The organism is Vibrio sp. V33_P6A3T137 (assembly GCF_009904835.1).
GTDB classification, from domain to species: Bacteria; Pseudomonadota; Gammaproteobacteria; order Enterobacterales; family Vibrionaceae; genus Vibrio; species Vibrio metschnikovii.
The window spans coordinates 1-15,464 of the sequence record NZ_WXWK01000017.1; the positions used below are offsets into that span (position 1 = coordinate 1).

At 45.0% G+C, this 15,464-nt stretch carries 15 protein-coding genes and 1 pseudogene; 9 read left to right on the forward strand and 7 right to left on the reverse strand.

The window, feature by feature from the left end:
• The 4 genes and pseudogenes from CAG60_RS16805 to coaD form a co-directional block, all read left to right on the forward strand.
• A pseudogene (locus tag CAG60_RS16805) lies at positions 1-101 on the forward strand (glycosyltransferase family 2 protein); the annotation flags it as partial.
• The gene (locus CAG60_RS01360; protein ID WP_004397464.1) at positions 98-1,147 is read left to right on the forward strand and encodes a glycosyltransferase family 4 protein; all 1,050 of its coding nucleotides are present in this window, start codon (positions 98-100) and stop codon (positions 1,145-1,147) included. The pseudogene CAG60_RS16805 and the gene CAG60_RS01360, both read left to right, overlap by 4 nt.
• A gap of 50 nt (positions 1,148-1,197) precedes the next feature.
• Positions 1,198-2,289 carry a glycosyltransferase family 4 protein gene (locus CAG60_RS01365; protein WP_161425643.1) on the forward strand — a complete coding sequence of 364 codons (1,092 nt, stop codon included), beginning with the start codon at positions 1,198-1,200 and terminating at the stop codon, positions 2,287-2,289.
• A 28-nt stretch (positions 2,290-2,317) separates the two neighbouring features.
• Positions 2,318-2,812 (forward strand): pantetheine-phosphate adenylyltransferase, encoded by a 495-nt coding sequence (coaD, locus tag CAG60_RS01370; protein ID WP_004397467.1) that lies wholly within the window; start codon positions 2,318-2,320, stop codon positions 2,810-2,812.
• A gap of 49 nt (positions 2,813-2,861) precedes the next feature.
• On the opposite strand, the gene CAG60_RS01375 is transcribed toward coaD, so the two are convergent.
• The 7 genes from CAG60_RS01375 to CAG60_RS01405 form a co-directional block, all read right to left on the reverse strand.
• Positions 2,862-4,859: an LTA synthase family protein gene (locus tag CAG60_RS01375; RefSeq protein WP_161425644.1), complete on the reverse strand. Its 1,998-nt coding sequence runs from the start codon at positions 4,857-4,859 to the stop codon at positions 2,862-2,864.
• Between the two features lie 83 nt (positions 4,860-4,942).
• Entirely contained in the window at positions 4,943-5,752 is an 810-nt protein-coding gene (mutM, locus tag CAG60_RS01380) for a bifunctional DNA-formamidopyrimidine glycosylase/DNA-(apurinic or apyrimidinic site) lyase (protein ID WP_161438103.1), read from the reverse strand.
• Between the two features lie 32 nt (positions 5,753-5,784).
• Entirely contained in the window at positions 5,785-6,276 is a 492-nt protein-coding gene (locus CAG60_RS01385) for a hypothetical protein (protein WP_158137615.1), read from the reverse strand.
• 185 nt (positions 6,277-6,461) lie between these two features.
• Positions 6,462-6,629: a 50S ribosomal protein L33 gene (rpmG, locus tag CAG60_RS01390; protein WP_004397475.1), complete on the reverse strand. Its 168-nt coding sequence runs from the start codon at positions 6,627-6,629 to the stop codon at positions 6,462-6,464.
• Between the two features lie 13 nt (positions 6,630-6,642).
• Positions 6,643-6,879, reverse strand: coding sequence for a 50S ribosomal protein L28 (gene rpmB / locus CAG60_RS01395; RefSeq protein WP_004397476.1), 237 nt, complete (start codon positions 6,877-6,879; stop codon positions 6,643-6,645).
• Positions 6,880-7,156: 277 nt separating this feature from the next.
• A complete protein-coding gene (gene radC / locus CAG60_RS01400; protein WP_004397477.1) occupies positions 7,157-7,831 on the reverse strand; it encodes a RadC family protein in 675 nt (224 codons plus the stop codon).
• Positions 7,832-8,022: 191 nt separating this feature from the next.
• A complete protein-coding gene (locus CAG60_RS01405; protein WP_161425497.1) occupies positions 8,023-9,699 on the reverse strand; it encodes a methyl-accepting chemotaxis protein in 1,677 nt (558 codons plus the stop codon).
• 244 nt (positions 9,700-9,943) lie between these two features.
• Here CAG60_RS01405 and coaBC point away from each other — a divergent pair, with 244 nt between their 5' ends.
• The 5 genes from coaBC (at position 9,944) to CAG60_RS01430 (ending at position 15,341) form a co-directional block, all read left to right on the forward strand.
• Positions 9,944-11,143 (forward strand): bifunctional phosphopantothenoylcysteine decarboxylase/phosphopantothenate--cysteine ligase CoaBC, encoded by a 1,200-nt coding sequence (gene coaBC, locus CAG60_RS01410; protein ID WP_161438104.1) that lies wholly within the window; start codon positions 9,944-9,946, stop codon positions 11,141-11,143.
• 138 nt (positions 11,144-11,281) lie between these two features.
• Complete coding sequence (slmA, locus tag CAG60_RS01415; protein ID WP_004397480.1) at positions 11,282-11,872, forward strand: nucleoid occlusion factor SlmA; 591 nt, start codon at positions 11,282-11,284, stop codon at positions 11,870-11,872.
• A gap of 8 nt (positions 11,873-11,880) precedes the next feature.
• Complete coding sequence (locus CAG60_RS01420) at positions 11,881-12,831, forward strand: Kdo(2)-lipid IV(A) acyltransferase (protein WP_161425499.1); 951 nt, start codon at positions 11,881-11,883, stop codon at positions 12,829-12,831.
• 141 nt (positions 12,832-12,972) lie between these two features.
• Entirely contained in the window at positions 12,973-14,643 is a 1,671-nt protein-coding gene (locus CAG60_RS01425; protein ID WP_161438112.1) for a LytS/YhcK type 5TM receptor domain-containing protein, read from the forward strand.
• Complete coding sequence (locus CAG60_RS01430) at positions 14,628-15,341, forward strand: LytR/AlgR family response regulator transcription factor (protein ID WP_161425500.1); 714 nt, start codon at positions 14,628-14,630, stop codon at positions 15,339-15,341. Before CAG60_RS01425 ends, CAG60_RS01430 begins: the two co-directional genes overlap by 16 nt.
• The last annotated feature ends 123 nt before the right edge of the window (positions 15,342-15,464 follow it).

Below are 15,464 nucleotides of genomic sequence, written 5' to 3' on the forward strand. Positions count from 1 at the left end.
GACTATTACTGGCGATTTTAAGTGCTAACACCACATTTACTCGTTATGCAGACCTTTGGTTGCGTGATTATGTCCGCCAGCAAAAAAGAGAGCGCTCATGAAAATTTGTCATGTTAATCTCGCCTCTGGTTATCATGGTGGTGAGAATCAAACACTACTACTGATTCAACAGCAGATTAAGTTAGGTTACCAACTTACCGTTGTTGCTAACCCCAAAAGTCTTTTTTACTCACGAGTAAAAGAACTACCTTGTCGATTAATTGCTTGTAAACACTTTTTAACTCAGCACGGAAAAGCTATTACACAAGATTCAGATTTAATTCATGTACACGAAGGACGAGCGATTTATTGGGCTTGGTTACAATATCAGTTGTATAAAATACCCTATATCATCACTCGTCGAATTGATAATCCTCTCAGTGAACGATGGTTTGCAGCTCAAGCTTACTGCTCGGCTAGCGCATTAGTCGGGTTAAGTCAGGAAATTTGTCGACAAATTTTATTACGCTACCCGCTGAAAAAGGTGGTCACCATCCCAAGCTCACCAGTTCGTTATCCCATTAATCAGCAACAAGTCTCTCGGATTCGTGAACAATTTTCTCATCCATTCTTAGTTATTCATGCGGCGAATATGCTTCATCACAAAGGTTTTGATGTTACGCTTGCAGCCGCTCGCCTATTAATGGACTCAGAATCGGACATTCATTTCGCTTTGTTGGGAGATGGAAAAGAGCGTCCAGCATTAGAACAGCAAGCCAAAGGTTTAACAAATGTTCATTTCATGGGTAAGCAGAACAATATGGGTGATTGGTTTGCTGCTGCTGATATGCTTATCCATCCCTCTTACAGTGAAGGGTTAGGCTCTGTGATTTTAGAGGCAATGGGTAGTGGGTTACCTGTCGTGGGTAGTCGAGCCGGAGGGATCCCAGACATTATTGAAGACCGTGTTTCTGGCTTATTAATTACCCCCGGAGATGCCCAAGAATTAGCGCAGGCTATTTTGCAAGTTCGTCATGATCCAAATCTTGTTGACATATTAACCATCGGACGAGAGAAAAAGTTACGCGATTTTCAGATTGAACAAACTGCACAGCGTTATCACACGCTCTACTCAGAAATAATGAAAAGCAATGCTTGCTGTTCATAAAAACTGAAAGTTAACGAAAATAAAGCGGACACCATAAAGGTAAGATATACATGAGAATTTTAATTTTTAGCTCTTACAAAGATGCATGGAATAGCGTTCGTCCAGAAGCTGAAATGTTCATTGAAATGGTTAAATTAGGCCATCAACTTACGATAATGACTCAAGGCAATGCACCGTATGTAGCCCGTTTTCGTGACAGCGGTATCAAGGTGATTGATGCTTATCCCAGTAAAAAAATCTGCTGGAAGACCATCAAAAGGCTGCGTACAGAGTTACACGCTCATCACTATGATATTGTCTATGCCATGAATTCAAAAACCATTCCCAATGCTGCCTTTGCTTGTATCGGCTTTAAACAGACCAAATTGGTGACGTATCGAGGAACGGTCGGTGGATTATATCGTCATGACCCCAGTGCCTATTTAACCCATTTACACCCCAGAGTTGATGGTATCAGCTGTGTGGCACAAGCCGTTACTGATGACGTAAAAAAACGAGTGTGGAAGCATCAAGACTGCGTGGTCACAATTTACAAAGGGCATGATATTGCTTGGTATCAAGCTCAGCCTGCTTCATTGAAAGAATTAGGATTACCTAACGATGCATTTTGCATCATTTGTATTGCCAATGCTCGGCCGAGTAAGGGTGTCCATATCTTGCTTGAAAGTGCAAAACAACTGGCTGATTTAGTGAATCTGCATATACTGCTTGTAGGACGTGATATGCAAACTGAACAACATTTAGCCTTAGCTGAGCAAAGTGGGATGTCTGAACGTATTCATTTTCTCGGCTACCGAAGCGATGTTCCCGAGCTGTTAGCTTCTAGCTCTGTACAAATTCAACCTTCGATTAGTGGTGAAGGGCTACCTAAAACTATTATTGAAGCTATGGCGATGGGTATTCCTTCCATTGTAACCACAACGGGCGGCGGTAAAGAATTATTGGTTGATGGTGAAAGTGGTTTTATTGTTCCAGTACAAAAACCAACCGCCATTGCAGATAAAGTTCGCGTTCTCTATCAAGCACCACAACAACGTCTACAAATGGGGATGCGCGCACAACAACGCATGATTAATGATTTCTCTTGCCAAGCCAGCGCTAAACAACATCTGGCTTTTTTTCATTCATTATTAGGCAGATAACTCCGCTTTCACAGATGAGAACACGACCGTGAGCCAAAAACGTATTTCTCGGGTTATTTATCCCGGCACTTTCGATCCTATCACCAATGGACACCTTGATATTGTTGAGCGTGCAGCCAGCATGTTCGATGAGGTGATCATTGCTGTCGCGGCAAGTCCAAGTAAAAATACCATGTTCACCCTTGATGAAAGAGTAACCTTTACTCAAGCAGTGACTCAGCACTTACCGAACGTAACCAGCAAAGGCTTTAGCGGCTTGATGGTCGATTTTGCTCGCGCAGAGCAAGCTAACGTTTTGATCCGCGGTCTACGAACCACAGTAGATTTTGAATACGAATTTGGCCTGACCAATATGTATCGTCGTTTAATGCCGGGATTAGAGAGCGTCTTTTTAACGCCATCTGAACAATACGCTTTTATTTCATCGACTATCGTCCGTGAAGTTGCGATTCATGGCGGCAATGTGGATGGCTTTGTCCCTACCGTCGTCGCACAGGCACTAAGTGCCAAAAAAGTCATTTAGATTACTCTGTGGGTTAAGCCGAGATTAACCCACAGAGTTCTTTCGTCGATTATGGTGTCATCGGTAATACTTGAGAACGCAAAAAGTATTCTTGTAATCGGTGATATTCTAATCCCCATTGGCGATCAAAGGTTTGCTCATCACTGGCTTGCGGTTCAGTCAGTAATGACTCATCACCTTGCCAAGGATGGAAGATAAACGGTGGATGGTTACTCACAGCACCATAGGCATTAATACTCATACCACTATTGAAACCGATATTACTTACCTCCCCTATAGTAAGTAAGTTTTCTCCACCTAAAGAAACATAAGCTTGATCAGACAAACTAAAATGATACAAGGTTGGAAAAATATCTCGATGGGAACCGATACGCTCTGGCTGATAGTTAAATTCGGTGTGCGCCAAAATCGATGGTGGCACATAAAGATAAAAGGGAACCGCGTGAGTTAACCCTGCTTCCCCAGGCCGAGCAATATCCGTATAGCGTACGCGATGATCGCCAGTAACCGCCAAGATCACCTGCTCACTTAATGGGGATTGTTTTATATGACTAATAAATTTACCGACTGCATCACTAGCATACTGAAACGTTTTTAATAACTCTTGAGCGTCTCGATTACCTTTATAGCCCAGCATCTCTTGCAAACGAGGAGTAAGGGCGGTTGGTTTAGGTTGATAATACGCTGGAACCCGATACGGTGAGTGATTGGTGACTGTCATCACGTAAATAAGAGTTGGCCGCTCAGCCTTATCTAATAACTGCTGAGTAAATTTAAACGTAAACTCATCGGGTACACCCCAAGTCCCTGCGTATTGGGCAGCAAGGGGGAAAGCACCAACAATGTCATTTTCATCATAGACGCGATCAAAACCTTGAGTGGGTAAATAGTTCGCTAAGTTGCGCCACATACCGTTACCACCATAGACAAAAACCACATCATAGCCAGCCCGCTGATATGGCAATACCGCCGAGCTTGGAAGGGGAATTTTTTGCCAATTAGAATGACTGATCGTCGCCAATGGGCTATGCACTAGCATCATTACGATACTGTCTATTGTAGCGGAAGTGCCCGCCAAAAAACGCTCGAACAGAAAATCGTGTCGATAATGCTCCCGAAAACGACCTAATAAATCGTTTGTGGTTGGATCATCTTCAATTAAAACGCTCAACCCCATACTTTCCATCATCGCGATAACCACATGAGGCGGATGATCAGCGAGATAATCATTGTGAGGGGTTTTATAATTCGCGTCAGGCTGCCCCAACAACTTTTGCATTTGCTGCTGCAATACTTGCTGAGATATCGGTTCTAAGTGAGCACGTGATGTATAATCACTGCGCGCCCAATCAAGCGCCATAAAGGCATTAGGGGTGATCATATTTAATGGCTGATAAGCCGAGACACTAGCATGATAACGTTTCAGAGGTAAACTGCCCGTCGAGCCCCTTGCCAGTAAAAACACACCGACCATCATGAAGACGACGGATAAGCTAGTAATACTCCAATGCCAGTGCTGTTGCGAGGACCATAAGTTAAGACGTGTCAGGTAACGGGCAAAGTAGTAACCAATCCCAGCCATAACTAACGCTAAACTCACCCCGTATATAACCGGATAATCAACCCATAAGTTAGTCAGTACCGCGACTGAGTCATCATCCATCAAGCCAAAAATAAATAAATCAATATGGCTACCATAGGTTAAGTAGTAGTAATAATTACCAACTCCACCAATGATATACAATAAAACAATTACTGCATGGTAGTAAGTCGATAAGCTTAACCAGCGTAAATAGGCTTGGGAAAATGCCGCGCATACAAGGCCAACTAACAGTAATGGGGCATAAGCAATAGCGGTGACTTTTGCATCAAATCGAGCGCCGACCATAAAAGCACGTTGAATATCATTCACTATATCATTAACAGGCAAACCAGGCTCAATATGCAAATAAAGAGCGTAGCGAGAAGCAAACAACAGTAAAAATGAAAAAACAAAGTAGCCAATGAATAACTGGCATATATGTCGAAAATGGCGCTGATAATACATATTAAGAAGGTGCTTAAGAAAACAGGAGGCTAATGTTACGCCAAGTGATTTTCATGTCCATCATTAGATAATAAAAATATTAGTCAATCTTGGCAGTGGTTACAGAACATGCTGTTACGCTGAGCAATTTTCTGTTCAAGAATCGGTTCCGCGCAAATAGGACAAGGTTTACCGCCTTTGCCATACACTTGCAGCTCTTGGGCAAAATAGCCTGGCTTGCCATCGGCTTGCGAGAAATCTTTCAACGTAGTGCCACCTTGCGCAATGGCCGTCGCCAGTACGGCTTTTATCTCACTGACCAAACATTGCCACTCGGTGTCCGATAAACTTTGCGCCGGTCTTAAAGGGTGAATTTTGGCTTTAAACAGCGATTCATTAGCGTAGATATTGCCCACCCCAACCACGTTTTTATTATCCATAATAAACGCTTTTATCGCTAGGCGTTTATTGTTCGCACGTTTAGCAATCGTCTCGGCATTAAACGCATCGGTCAGTGGCTCTGGCCCCATATGACTGAGTACCGAGTGATGTTCTCCTGGCGCGACATACAACCAAGCACCAAAACGGCGCGGATCGTGATAACGCAGTAACGTGCCATTCACAAGTACCAGATCAACATGATCGTGCTTCCCTGGTGGAAAATTCGCATCTAACACCCTCAAGGCTCCCGACATACCGAGATGAACAATCGCATTGCCCGCTTCGGTTTCGATGAATAGATATTTGGCGCGTCGTGAAATGGCCGTTATCTGCTGGCCTTCCAGCCGAGTTAATTCATGGGGGATCGGCCAGCGTAGTTTTTCACAGCGCCAAGTGATCGTGGCGATGGTTTGACCAATTAAATGCGGCGAAATACCTAAGCGACTGACTTCGACTTCGGGTAACTCAGGCATCATAGCTCCAAGATGGTTGACGAATTAAGATCTTAACGACTGGATGAAGGGAAAAGATAATCGGCTTCCACTGAGATAGCAATCCACTTATCTTGCCAGTTTTTAAATAACCAAAACTGCGGTGATTGATAATAAGTGATCCGCTGTGGCTCTTCCTGATCGCGATACCAGACTTCAATGGTTTGCGGCCCGATCAAACTTGGCTGTAATGAACGTACGGTTTGTTCATCAACCTCGGTACCGACTAAAGCTTGCCAGCGCTGGGCTAATTGCAGCGCAGAAACCTCACCAGTCGGAGTCAACTGCCATTGATCTTGCTCTAACGTCAGCTCAAACGATCGTGTATACACCGCCTGTAATGGTGCATTGGGATTAAGTAAACTAGGGTAAGCATGCGCTGCGCTCTTATCTGAGGTCAGATAAGATTTGAGTAATGGCGGTAAGTTCAACACCCCAATAAACAGCAATACTAAGATGATCAGAATATTGTTCCATCGCCGACGACGATGAGGAGCAATGCGCATGCAGCAGTCCTTAGCTAATAGATAAGATTCGCTAAGAATAGCAAAGTAGCTAGCTAGGTTCTAGGTTCTAGGTTCTAGGTTCTAGGTTCTAGGTTCTAGGTTCTAGGGCCGATTTTTCCACATAAAGAAAAACCCAACCAAATTGGCTGGGTTTTCGCTACTTGTACAACAGAGTGCGCAATCAATTACTTGATTTTGCCTTCTTTGTAAACAACGTGCTGGCGAACTACTGGATCAAACTTTTTGATCTCAAATTTGCCTGGCATGTTGCGTTTGTTCTTGTCAGTTGTGTAGAAGTGACCAGTACCTGCAGAAGATATTAGTCGAATTTTCTCACGAATGCCTTTAGCCATTGCTCAATTCCTCTTAAACGTTTTCGCCACGTGCACGGATATCAACAAGAACAGCATCGATGCCTTTCTTATCAATGATACGCATGCCTTTAGCAGTTAGACGTAGTTTAACAAAACGTTTTTCGCTCTCTACCCAGAAACGATGAGTTTGTAGGTTCGGCAGAAAACGACGCTTAGTAGCATTTCGTGCGTGTGAACGGTTGTTACCCGTTATTGGACGCTTACCAGTTACTTGGCATACTCGGGACATGAATGTCTTCTCCAAATCGTTTCAGCTCGATATCAACCTTGGTGGCCGAACCTCGTTCTCGATGTATTAAGAAGTTTGAGGTTAAAAACCGTTATGGAAAATCCATACAAGGCTATCAAAGGTCGCGTATTATACTAACTTGACATGCATTGCTCAAGACCCGAACAGATCCTTTTTACGGATTTGGTGATCTTTTTTAAGCAGAGCTGAGTTTAGGTTGATAATTTAGTGCGCGAATCATACCAGAATAATCTTAAGTCACAACATAAAATATCCGTCAAATCCATCCTCGTTCCGCAAAAGAAACCACTTCACCATCACCAATCACAAAGTGGTCAAGGACACGAATGTCGACTAACTGCAAAGCATCGACTAAACGCTGAGTAATTCGGCGATCAGCCTGACTGGGTTCTGCAATGCCAGAAGGATGATTATGGGCTAAAATTAATGCCGCCGCATTGAGTTGTAACGCTCGCTTGACGACTTCCCGAGGATAGACACTGGCCGCATCGATCGTCCCTTCAAACAAGACTTCACCTTGAATAACACGATGTTGATTATCGAGAAAGAGGATATAAAAGGCTTCACGCTGGCGATCACGCAGCACACTGGTTAAATATAACTTGGTTTGTTGAGGGCTGGTTAACGCGTCACCACGCTTTAAGGTTTCAGCCAAGTAACGCTGAGTCATTTCTAATACGGCTTGTAATTGGACAAATTTAGCTTCGCCTAGCCCCTTATGCGTGCAAAATTGATCTTTACTGGCAGAGAACAAAGCACGTAATGAACCCGCTTGACGTAATAAACAATCCGCCAGTTCTAAAACATTCATGCCTGGTGTGCCGGTGCGTAAAAAAATCGCTAGCAGTTCAGCATCGGATAACGCTTGTGGCCCTCTGGCAAGTAGCTTTTCTCGTGGCATTGATTCTACAGGAAGATCTTTGAGACCCATGACTGTGCTCCAAGTCTACTAAATAGAGGGTAACGACGCGGACCCCTTGCCAACAAAGTAACCCCTTTTTTTCAAACTGGGTTAATGTCAGCACACGGGGCTCTCTTTTATAAGCGAAGAATGACTCAGGCCCAAATGGGCCTGAGTGAAGATGGGAATAAGATCAATCTCACTTGTAACTCGTTTGTTGATTAAAGCTTAAAGTGACTGACGAGATTCCCCATTTGTTGTCCAGAAGCCGCCAAGCGTGAGCTGATCGATTCTGAGTGCTGTAAATTATCACTCAACTGGTTAACGATGTGCTGAATCGCGACCAAGTTCTGATTAATGTCTTCGGCTACCGCACTTTGCTGCTCTGCCGCCGATGCGGTTTGGATCCCCATATCTTGAATTAAACCGACGGCTTGTGAAATCCCAGCCAAACTTTGTTTGATATGCATCGATTCTTCAGCGGTTTTTTCGCCCCGCTTTTGGCTAGTATTCATGCTTTCAACCGCTTTGCTTACCCCTTGGTGAAGAGACTGAAGCATCTCACTGATCTCTTGCGTACTATTTTGTGTCCGACTCGCCAAAGAACGGACCTCATCAGCGACAACAGCAAAACCTCGTCCTTGTTCTCCAGCTCGCGCCGCTTCGATAGCCGCATTCAATGCTAGTAGGTTTGTCTGCCCCGCGATTTCACCAATCACATTTAACACTTGAGTGATTTTATCGGTACGCTGACTCAGATCTTGAATCGCGTCTGAGGTGAGGTTAACCTCACGCACCAATTCGCTGATCCCTTCAATTGCACTATTCACTTCATGCTGGGCATCTCGGATTTGACCATTAGCAGATTCAATCGCTTGTGAAGTCGCATTGGTATTATTCGCCACTTCCCGTGCCGTAGCGCTCATTTCGGTTACCGCTGTCACGACTTTATCCGTTTCAAGACAGTGGCTGTTCATTTTCTGATTAGATTGCGTGGTTTGTATATCTAACTCTCCGGCAGCCAATTGCACTTCTTGCGCCGACTCTCGCAACTGTTTGATCATCGGATGAAGTTTATCCATAAAGGCATTAAACGCTTTAGCAACCTCACCGATTTCATCTTGGCTTTCTACCTTCAGTCGAGCGGTTAAATCCCCTTCACCTGCGGCCACATCTTGCAGTGAAGCAACCACGTGCTGTAATGGCGCAACTCCTTTAGCCACCAACACACTGACCACCATACTGGTGATCAATAGCCCAACCAACGATAAACCAATCGTTGACCACATTTGCTCTTTCGCTTGGTCTTGACGTAATACTTGAAATTGGGCGACTTGCGCATCGATATCATCAATATAAATTCCGGTTCCCAATACCCAATCCCATTTAGGTAAATATTCGGCATAACCCAATTTAGGTGCTTGCGCGTTAATCGTCGGTTTATGCCAAGAAAAGTACAAAAAGCCATCACCGGATTTCGCCGCGCGGATAAGTCCAGCAATCACTGGCACGCCATTTTCATCTTGCAAGCCATAGAGATTCTTTCCTTCCAGAGAAGGATTGATGGCATGCAAGGTATTCACACCTTGTGAATCATAGGCAAAAAAGTAACCGTCACTTTCAAAACGCATCGCTTTGAGTAAGGTTTTGGCTGCGGCTTGATTCTCACCATTACGATCACTCTCATATAATGATTGAACCGCGGTCACGCCCATCATTAAATACGCTTGTAGCTCAGCTTTACGAGTCTCGACCAATTGCTCGCGATATTGGGTTAATTCTTCTTCGAGTGCACGCGCATTACTCCAATAATTCACCATGGTCATTAACCCGGTGATCAGCACCAATGGAATCAGCGTCAGTAATAGCAATTTGGTTCTGCTCTTTAACGAGATCATTCTGTCATCCTAATTAACTTTTTGTTGTTTTTATGATGCATAAAAAATCGCAATATATCTGTGAGTCCCCGTGAAATTTGACGATATTTAGGCCAACCAGTTGGTTTTTTGCTCTGCGTAAAGTGAGAAAATCCTCATAACTATTGATAAGCCATATAATGCAGAGAGAAAATGCAGCTAACACAGCAGCCACATATTTCGGGAGTTGTGCTAACATAACTCGCAGAATTTTCGAGGAATCCAGATGCAAACATTAGCAGGAAAACATATTCTGCTTGGCATTAGTGGCGGCATTGCGGCCTATAAATGTGCAGAATTAACGCGCCGATTGCGTGAACGAGGCGCGGAAGTTCGCGTGGTGATGACCCATGCGGCAAAAGAATTTATTACCCCTTTAACCATGCAAGCTGTCTCGGGGCATCCTGTTGCCGATAGCTTACTTGACCCTGCAGCCGAAGCCTCAATGGGGCATATCGAGTTAGCTAAATGGGCAGATTTGGTATTGTTAGCACCGGCAACGGCGGATCTTATCGCTCGCTTAGCCGCGGGAATGGGCAATGATTTATTAACCACCGTCGTACTCGCAACGGATGCTCCTGTGGTGATTTCACCCGCGATGAATCAGCAGATGTACCGTAATCAAGCAACACAAGATAATATCGCGACCCTTGTACGACGCGGCGTTTCGGTATGGGGGCCTGCCGCCGGAGAACAAGCCTGTGGCGATGTCGGGCCGGGACGTATGCTTGAACCACTTGAATTGGTTGAGCGCTGCGACGCTTTTTTTGCGCCTAAACCTTTGCTTGGGAAAAAACTGTTGCTTACAGCAGGACCGACTCGCGAAGCGTTAGATCCCGTTCGCTATATTACTAATCACAGTTCAGGCAAAATGGGCTTTGCCATTGCCGACGCTGCGGCTACTCTAGGCGCTGAAGTGACGTTAATCAGTGGGCCGGTCACCTTAACAACGCCCGCCAAAGTGAAACGGATTAATGTCCAGAGTGCACTAGAGATGCACACAGCGGTGATGGCCCATGCTCAACAGCATGATATCTTTATTGGATGCGCTGCGGTCTCGGATTATCGACCTGATGTCGTCGCTGAACAAAAAATCAAAAAAACCGAACAGAGCGATACGTTGTGTATCACCATGGTCAAGAACCCGGATATCGTTGCTTCGGTAGCGGCATTAATCGAACGCCGTCCTTTCACGGTAGGATTTGCCGCAGAAACACAGGATGTGGAAAAATACGCTCTCGGAAAACTGACCAAGAAAAAGCTGGATATGATTTGCGCCAATGATGTTTCTATCACTGGCCAAGGTTTTGATAGCAATGATAATGCACTGACGGTGTATTGGTCCAATGGTCAACACGCTTTGCCGCTGAGCAGCAAACGTGAGTTAGCCCAAACGTTAATGTTGTTCATTCATCGCCATCTGTAGTCGATACGTCTTAGTACTCGGTTTGCCAGCAAGTGCATCATCGCATACCCATTCGTTAGCGAGGAATCCACTCAGTTAACTCGGCAAATCTTGCTGCTTATTGCGTCGCTATCAATGGTCATCAAAGGAAGTCGGGTTATGGCTGGTAACAAAAAAATCAATCGCCGTGAAGAAATACTCCAAGCACTGGCACAAATGCTGGAATCCCACGAAGGAGCATCTCGCATCACGACGGCTAAACTCGCCAAACAAGTCGGTGTATCAGAAGCGGCTTTATATCGTCATTTTCCTAGTAAAGCGCGAATGTTTGAGGGCTTGATTGAATTTATTGAAGAATCACTCATGTCACGTATCAATCGTATTTTGGATGAAGAAAAAGATACGTTAAATCGCATTCGTCTCGTTGTGCAGCTGATTTTGGCTTTTTCTGAACGTAACCCAGGCCTGACGCGCATTTTATCGGGCCATGCGTTGATGTTTGAAAATGAACGGCTGCGGGAGCGAATTAATCAGTTGTATGAACGAATCGAAACGTCTTTGCGGCAGATTTTACGTGAGCGAAAACTGCGTGAAGGTAAATCGTTTCCGGTCGATGAGAGTATTTTAGCGGCGCAATTGCTCGGCCAAGTCGAAGGCAGTTTAAACCGTTTTGTTCGTTCTGATTTTAAATACCTGCCCACCGCTAATTTCGATGCGTATTGGGCATTACTGAGTGCACAGATTAAGTAGTAATCACCATGACAAATCCCAAAAAATACGGCAAACCAGAATTTTCAGTGGCATTACTGCACCCTAAATATTGGGGTGTATGGCTGGGCTTTGGTTTTCTCGCACTGATGGTTAATCTCCTTCCTTATTCATGGCTATTAAATATTGGTCGTGGCCTAGGTCGGTTTGCTATGCGCTTTGGCAAAAAACGGGTAAAGATTGCCGAGCGTAATCTTGAGCTGGCTTTTCCAGAGATGACCGCCACCGAGCGCCAGCAGTTTGTCGTTGAGAACTTTAAAAATACCGGCGCAGCACTGATTGAAACGGGTATCACTTGGTTTTGGCCAACGTGGCGTTTTAAAACCTTATTGGTCGAGAAAGATCTCTCCGCGCTGCGAACACATCACCAAAACAGCCGCGGTGTATTATTATGCTGCGTGCATGCGTTAAATTTAGAAATAACCGCACGAGGCTTCGCGGTATTAGGTTTACCCGGTTATGGCGCATATCGACCACATAACAATCCAGCCTATGATTTTATTCAATACCGAGGTAGAACACGTAATGGCAACCAGTTAATTGATCGTAAAGATCTTAAAGCCATGATCCGTGTTTTACGTCAAGGTGGTCGTCTCTTCTATCTACCCGATCATGATTATGGTCGTAAAAAGTCGGTATTTGTGCCGTTCTTTGCGGTGCAAGATGCCTGTACCACGACAGGTACCAGCATTTTAGCTTACACCAGCCACAGTGCGATTGTCATGGGGTCTGGTTTTCGTAACATGCAAGGTCGTTATGAACTGATGGCCGATCTGTCTGTTGAAGTAGACTATCCACAAAAGGATGAAACGGCCGCAGCCGCTTATACGAATAAGTACGTGGAGCAAGTGATCTTACGTGCTCCAGAACAATGGATGTGGTTACATAAACGCTTTAAAACTTTACCGGATCCTGAACTAAGGGACAGTCGCTACGCCTGAACGATTTACTAGCGCTATTCATTTTCCGGCACGACTTACTGCGACCAAAAGCGCTTTATCAGCGTATGATCTGAATCATAGGTATTAAAAAGGGAAGTCCGTTACACTGGCTTCCCTTTTTCATTTCTTGCTCTTGCCATGATGTATAACGACCAATTTGTGATGTTACTGGCGGTGTTTGAACGCGCAGCCTTACTGCTGATGGGGCTGTTTTGGTTAACACGCTTGCACCTGATTCAAACCATAGTACAAAAGACCGAACGCCGCCCTGCTGAAACCACCTTGCTGGCAGCGCTGTTTATCGGTTTTGCCCTATTTAGCACTTATACTGGAGTCAATGTGGGTGGCTCTTTGGTCAACGTACGGATCATTGCCATTGTCGCGGGTGGTATTTTGTTTGGCCCTTGGGTTGGGGTCAGTGCAGGAGTCGTTTCTGGGCTGCACCGCTACTTAATTGATATTGATGGCCCCACTTCGCAAGCCTGCTTGATTGCCAGTATCGTCGCGGGTTTGTTATCGGCGTTGATCCATTATCGAGCCGACAAAACCCACTATGCCCGCTACGGTATTTTGGTCGGTATGGTGTGCGAAGCGCTGACCATGGGACTCATTTTACTGCTTGCTGAGGATAATCAGCTAGCCTACAGCATTGTCAGCCACATCAGTTTTCCGATGATTACCGGCACCCTATGCATCGGCTTAATTATTCAGTTGGTACAACACCTTGATGATGAAAAAGAGCGCCTAGCTGCCCAGCAAGCCAAACAAGCGTTGCATATTGCCACGCAAACTTTGCCTTATTTTCGCCAAGGTGGCCGAGCGGCTTTAACGAAAGGCTGCCAAGTGATTTTGCAAAACACACAAGCCGATGCGGTAGCGATCACCGATACGCAAGATGTGCTGGCTTATGTGGGGATAGGTGAAGAAGAGTACTTTGATGCTCATCATCAAATCAGTGAACTGACCCAACAAGCGGTCAAACTCGGCCAACAAATCATTAGTAATAACTTAAATCTGCATAACTTTCGCTCCTTGTTGATCATCCCTTTGTGGGAGAATCAACAAGTCGCTGGCACCTTAAAGATTTTTTATCGCCAACCGAACCGTATTCGCCGTCCACTTAAAGAGATGGCGATTGGTTTATCACAGTTGATCTCCACGCAATTAGAAGTCTCGCGGGTGGAACAATTGAAAGAAATGGCCAGCCAAGCCGAATTTTCTGCTCTACAAAGCAAGATCAATCCCCATTTTCTGTTTAATGCGTTAAATGCGATATCCAGCTTGATTCGTCTGCGCCCCGATGAGGCGCGCAGCTTAATTGGTAATTTGGCCGACTTCTTACGCTATAATCTCCAGCGCACGCAAATTCTGATTCCGCTGGATGATGCGTTAAAACAAGTGCGCGACTATGTGGCGATTGAACAAGCTCGCTTTGGGCGTAAGCTGCAGGTGCATTTTGATGTTGAGCCGGTGGCGATTTCGATTGCACCACTGTTGATCCAACCTTTGGTGGAAAACGCCATTCAACATGGCTTTCAGCCCTCTGCTCATACTTGTCAAGTCACGATCAAAGTACGCAAAACCGCGCAAGGTGCGCAAATTACTATCACAGATACAGGGGTTGGCATTGCCCCAGAGTTGATTGATAAGCTCTATCAAGGTGACATAGACAGTCAGCACATTGGCTTGATGAACGTTCATCAGCGATTGCATTTATTGTACGGTCAAGGGCTGCACATTGAACGGTTAAACCCTGGAACACAAATTCGCTTTGATATTCTCACTAAGGGGAAAGCATGTTACGCGCAATAGTGGTTGAGGATGAATATTTGGCTCAAGAGGAGCTACGTTATTTAATTGAAAAACATAGTGATATCGATATTATCGCCAGTTTTGACGATGGTTTATCAGCCCTGAAATATCTACAAAACCATCCGGTAGGGGTGCTGTTTTTAGATATTAATATGCCCGCGATGGATGGCATGTTATTAGCTCGTAGTCTGCCAGCGGCCATTCGCCCCCCTTATATTATTTTCACCACCGCTTACAAAGAGCACGCCGCAGAAGCCTTTGAGCTCGACGCGTTTGATTATTTGTTAAAACCGCTCAATGAGCAGCGGGTGCAAAACGTACTCGATAAATTACAACAGGCACAGTCGATCAATCAGCCGCCGCCAAGCAGTGCGCCGCTGCATCTTATGCGTGAGAACCGGATTCGGATTACCGAGCCTGAACAGGTCATTTACGCCATGGCGAAAGAGAAAATTACTCTGGTGTACTGTGAAGATGGTGAGTTTTATGTGCCGTATCCGATCAGTGAGCTTTGTGACCAGTTGCCGGCGCAGCACTTTTTTCGCTGCCATCGCTCTTATTGTGTCAATCTCACTCGCGTGCAGGAGATCATCCCTTGGGTTAACAGTACTTACCTTCTGCACTTACAAGGGACGCAAACCGAGATCCCGGTCAGCCGGAGTAACTTAAAAGCCTTCCGCGAGCGAATGCAATTGTAATTCATGCCAAATAATTGCATTTGATGCGCGAGTAATGCAGCTCATTTTATCTTGTTTTAACCCTATTGCAGCTAGGGGATTTAGGCTCGTATCTTAACGGTAGTTCTTACCCATTTTGTTATG

Coding starts and splice junctions, on each gene's coding strand:
- CAG60_RS01360 (WP_004397464.1), top strand. CDS start 98: ATGAAAATTTGTCATGTTAATCTCGCCTCTGGTTATCATGGTGGTGAG.
- CAG60_RS01365 (WP_161425643.1), top strand. CDS start 1,198: ATGAGAATTTTAATTTTTAGCTCTTACAAAGATGCATGGAATAGCGTT.
- CAG60_RS01375 (WP_161425644.1), bottom strand. CDS start 4,859: ATGTATTATCAGCGCCATTTTCGACATATATGCCAGTTATTCATTGGC.
- mutM (WP_161438103.1), bottom strand. CDS start 5,752: ATGCCTGAGTTACCCGAAGTCGAAGTCAGTCGCTTAGGTATTTCGCCG.
- CAG60_RS01385 (WP_158137615.1), bottom strand. CDS start 6,276: ATGCGCATTGCTCCTCATCGTCGTCGGCGATGGAACAATATTCTGATC.
- rpmG (WP_004397475.1), bottom strand. CDS start 6,629: ATGGCTAAAGGCATTCGTGAGAAAATTCGACTAATATCTTCTGCAGGT.
- rpmB (WP_004397476.1), bottom strand. CDS start 6,879: ATGTCCCGAGTATGCCAAGTAACTGGTAAGCGTCCAATAACGGGTAAC.
- radC (WP_004397477.1), bottom strand. CDS start 7,831: ATGGGTCTCAAAGATCTTCCTGTAGAATCAATGCCACGAGAAAAGCTA.
- CAG60_RS01405 (WP_161425497.1), bottom strand. CDS start 9,699: ATGATCTCGTTAAAGAGCAGAACCAAATTGCTATTACTGACGCTGATT.
- coaBC (WP_161438104.1), top strand. CDS start 9,944: ATGCAAACATTAGCAGGAAAACATATTCTGCTTGGCATTAGTGGCGGC.
- slmA (WP_004397480.1), top strand. CDS start 11,282: ATGGCTGGTAACAAAAAAATCAATCGCCGTGAAGAAATACTCCAAGCA.
- CAG60_RS01420 (WP_161425499.1), top strand. CDS start 11,881: ATGACAAATCCCAAAAAATACGGCAAACCAGAATTTTCAGTGGCATTA.
- CAG60_RS01425 (WP_161438112.1), top strand. CDS start 12,973: ATGTATAACGACCAATTTGTGATGTTACTGGCGGTGTTTGAACGCGCA.
- CAG60_RS01430 (WP_161425500.1), top strand. CDS start 14,628: ATGTTACGCGCAATAGTGGTTGAGGATGAATATTTGGCTCAAGAGGAG.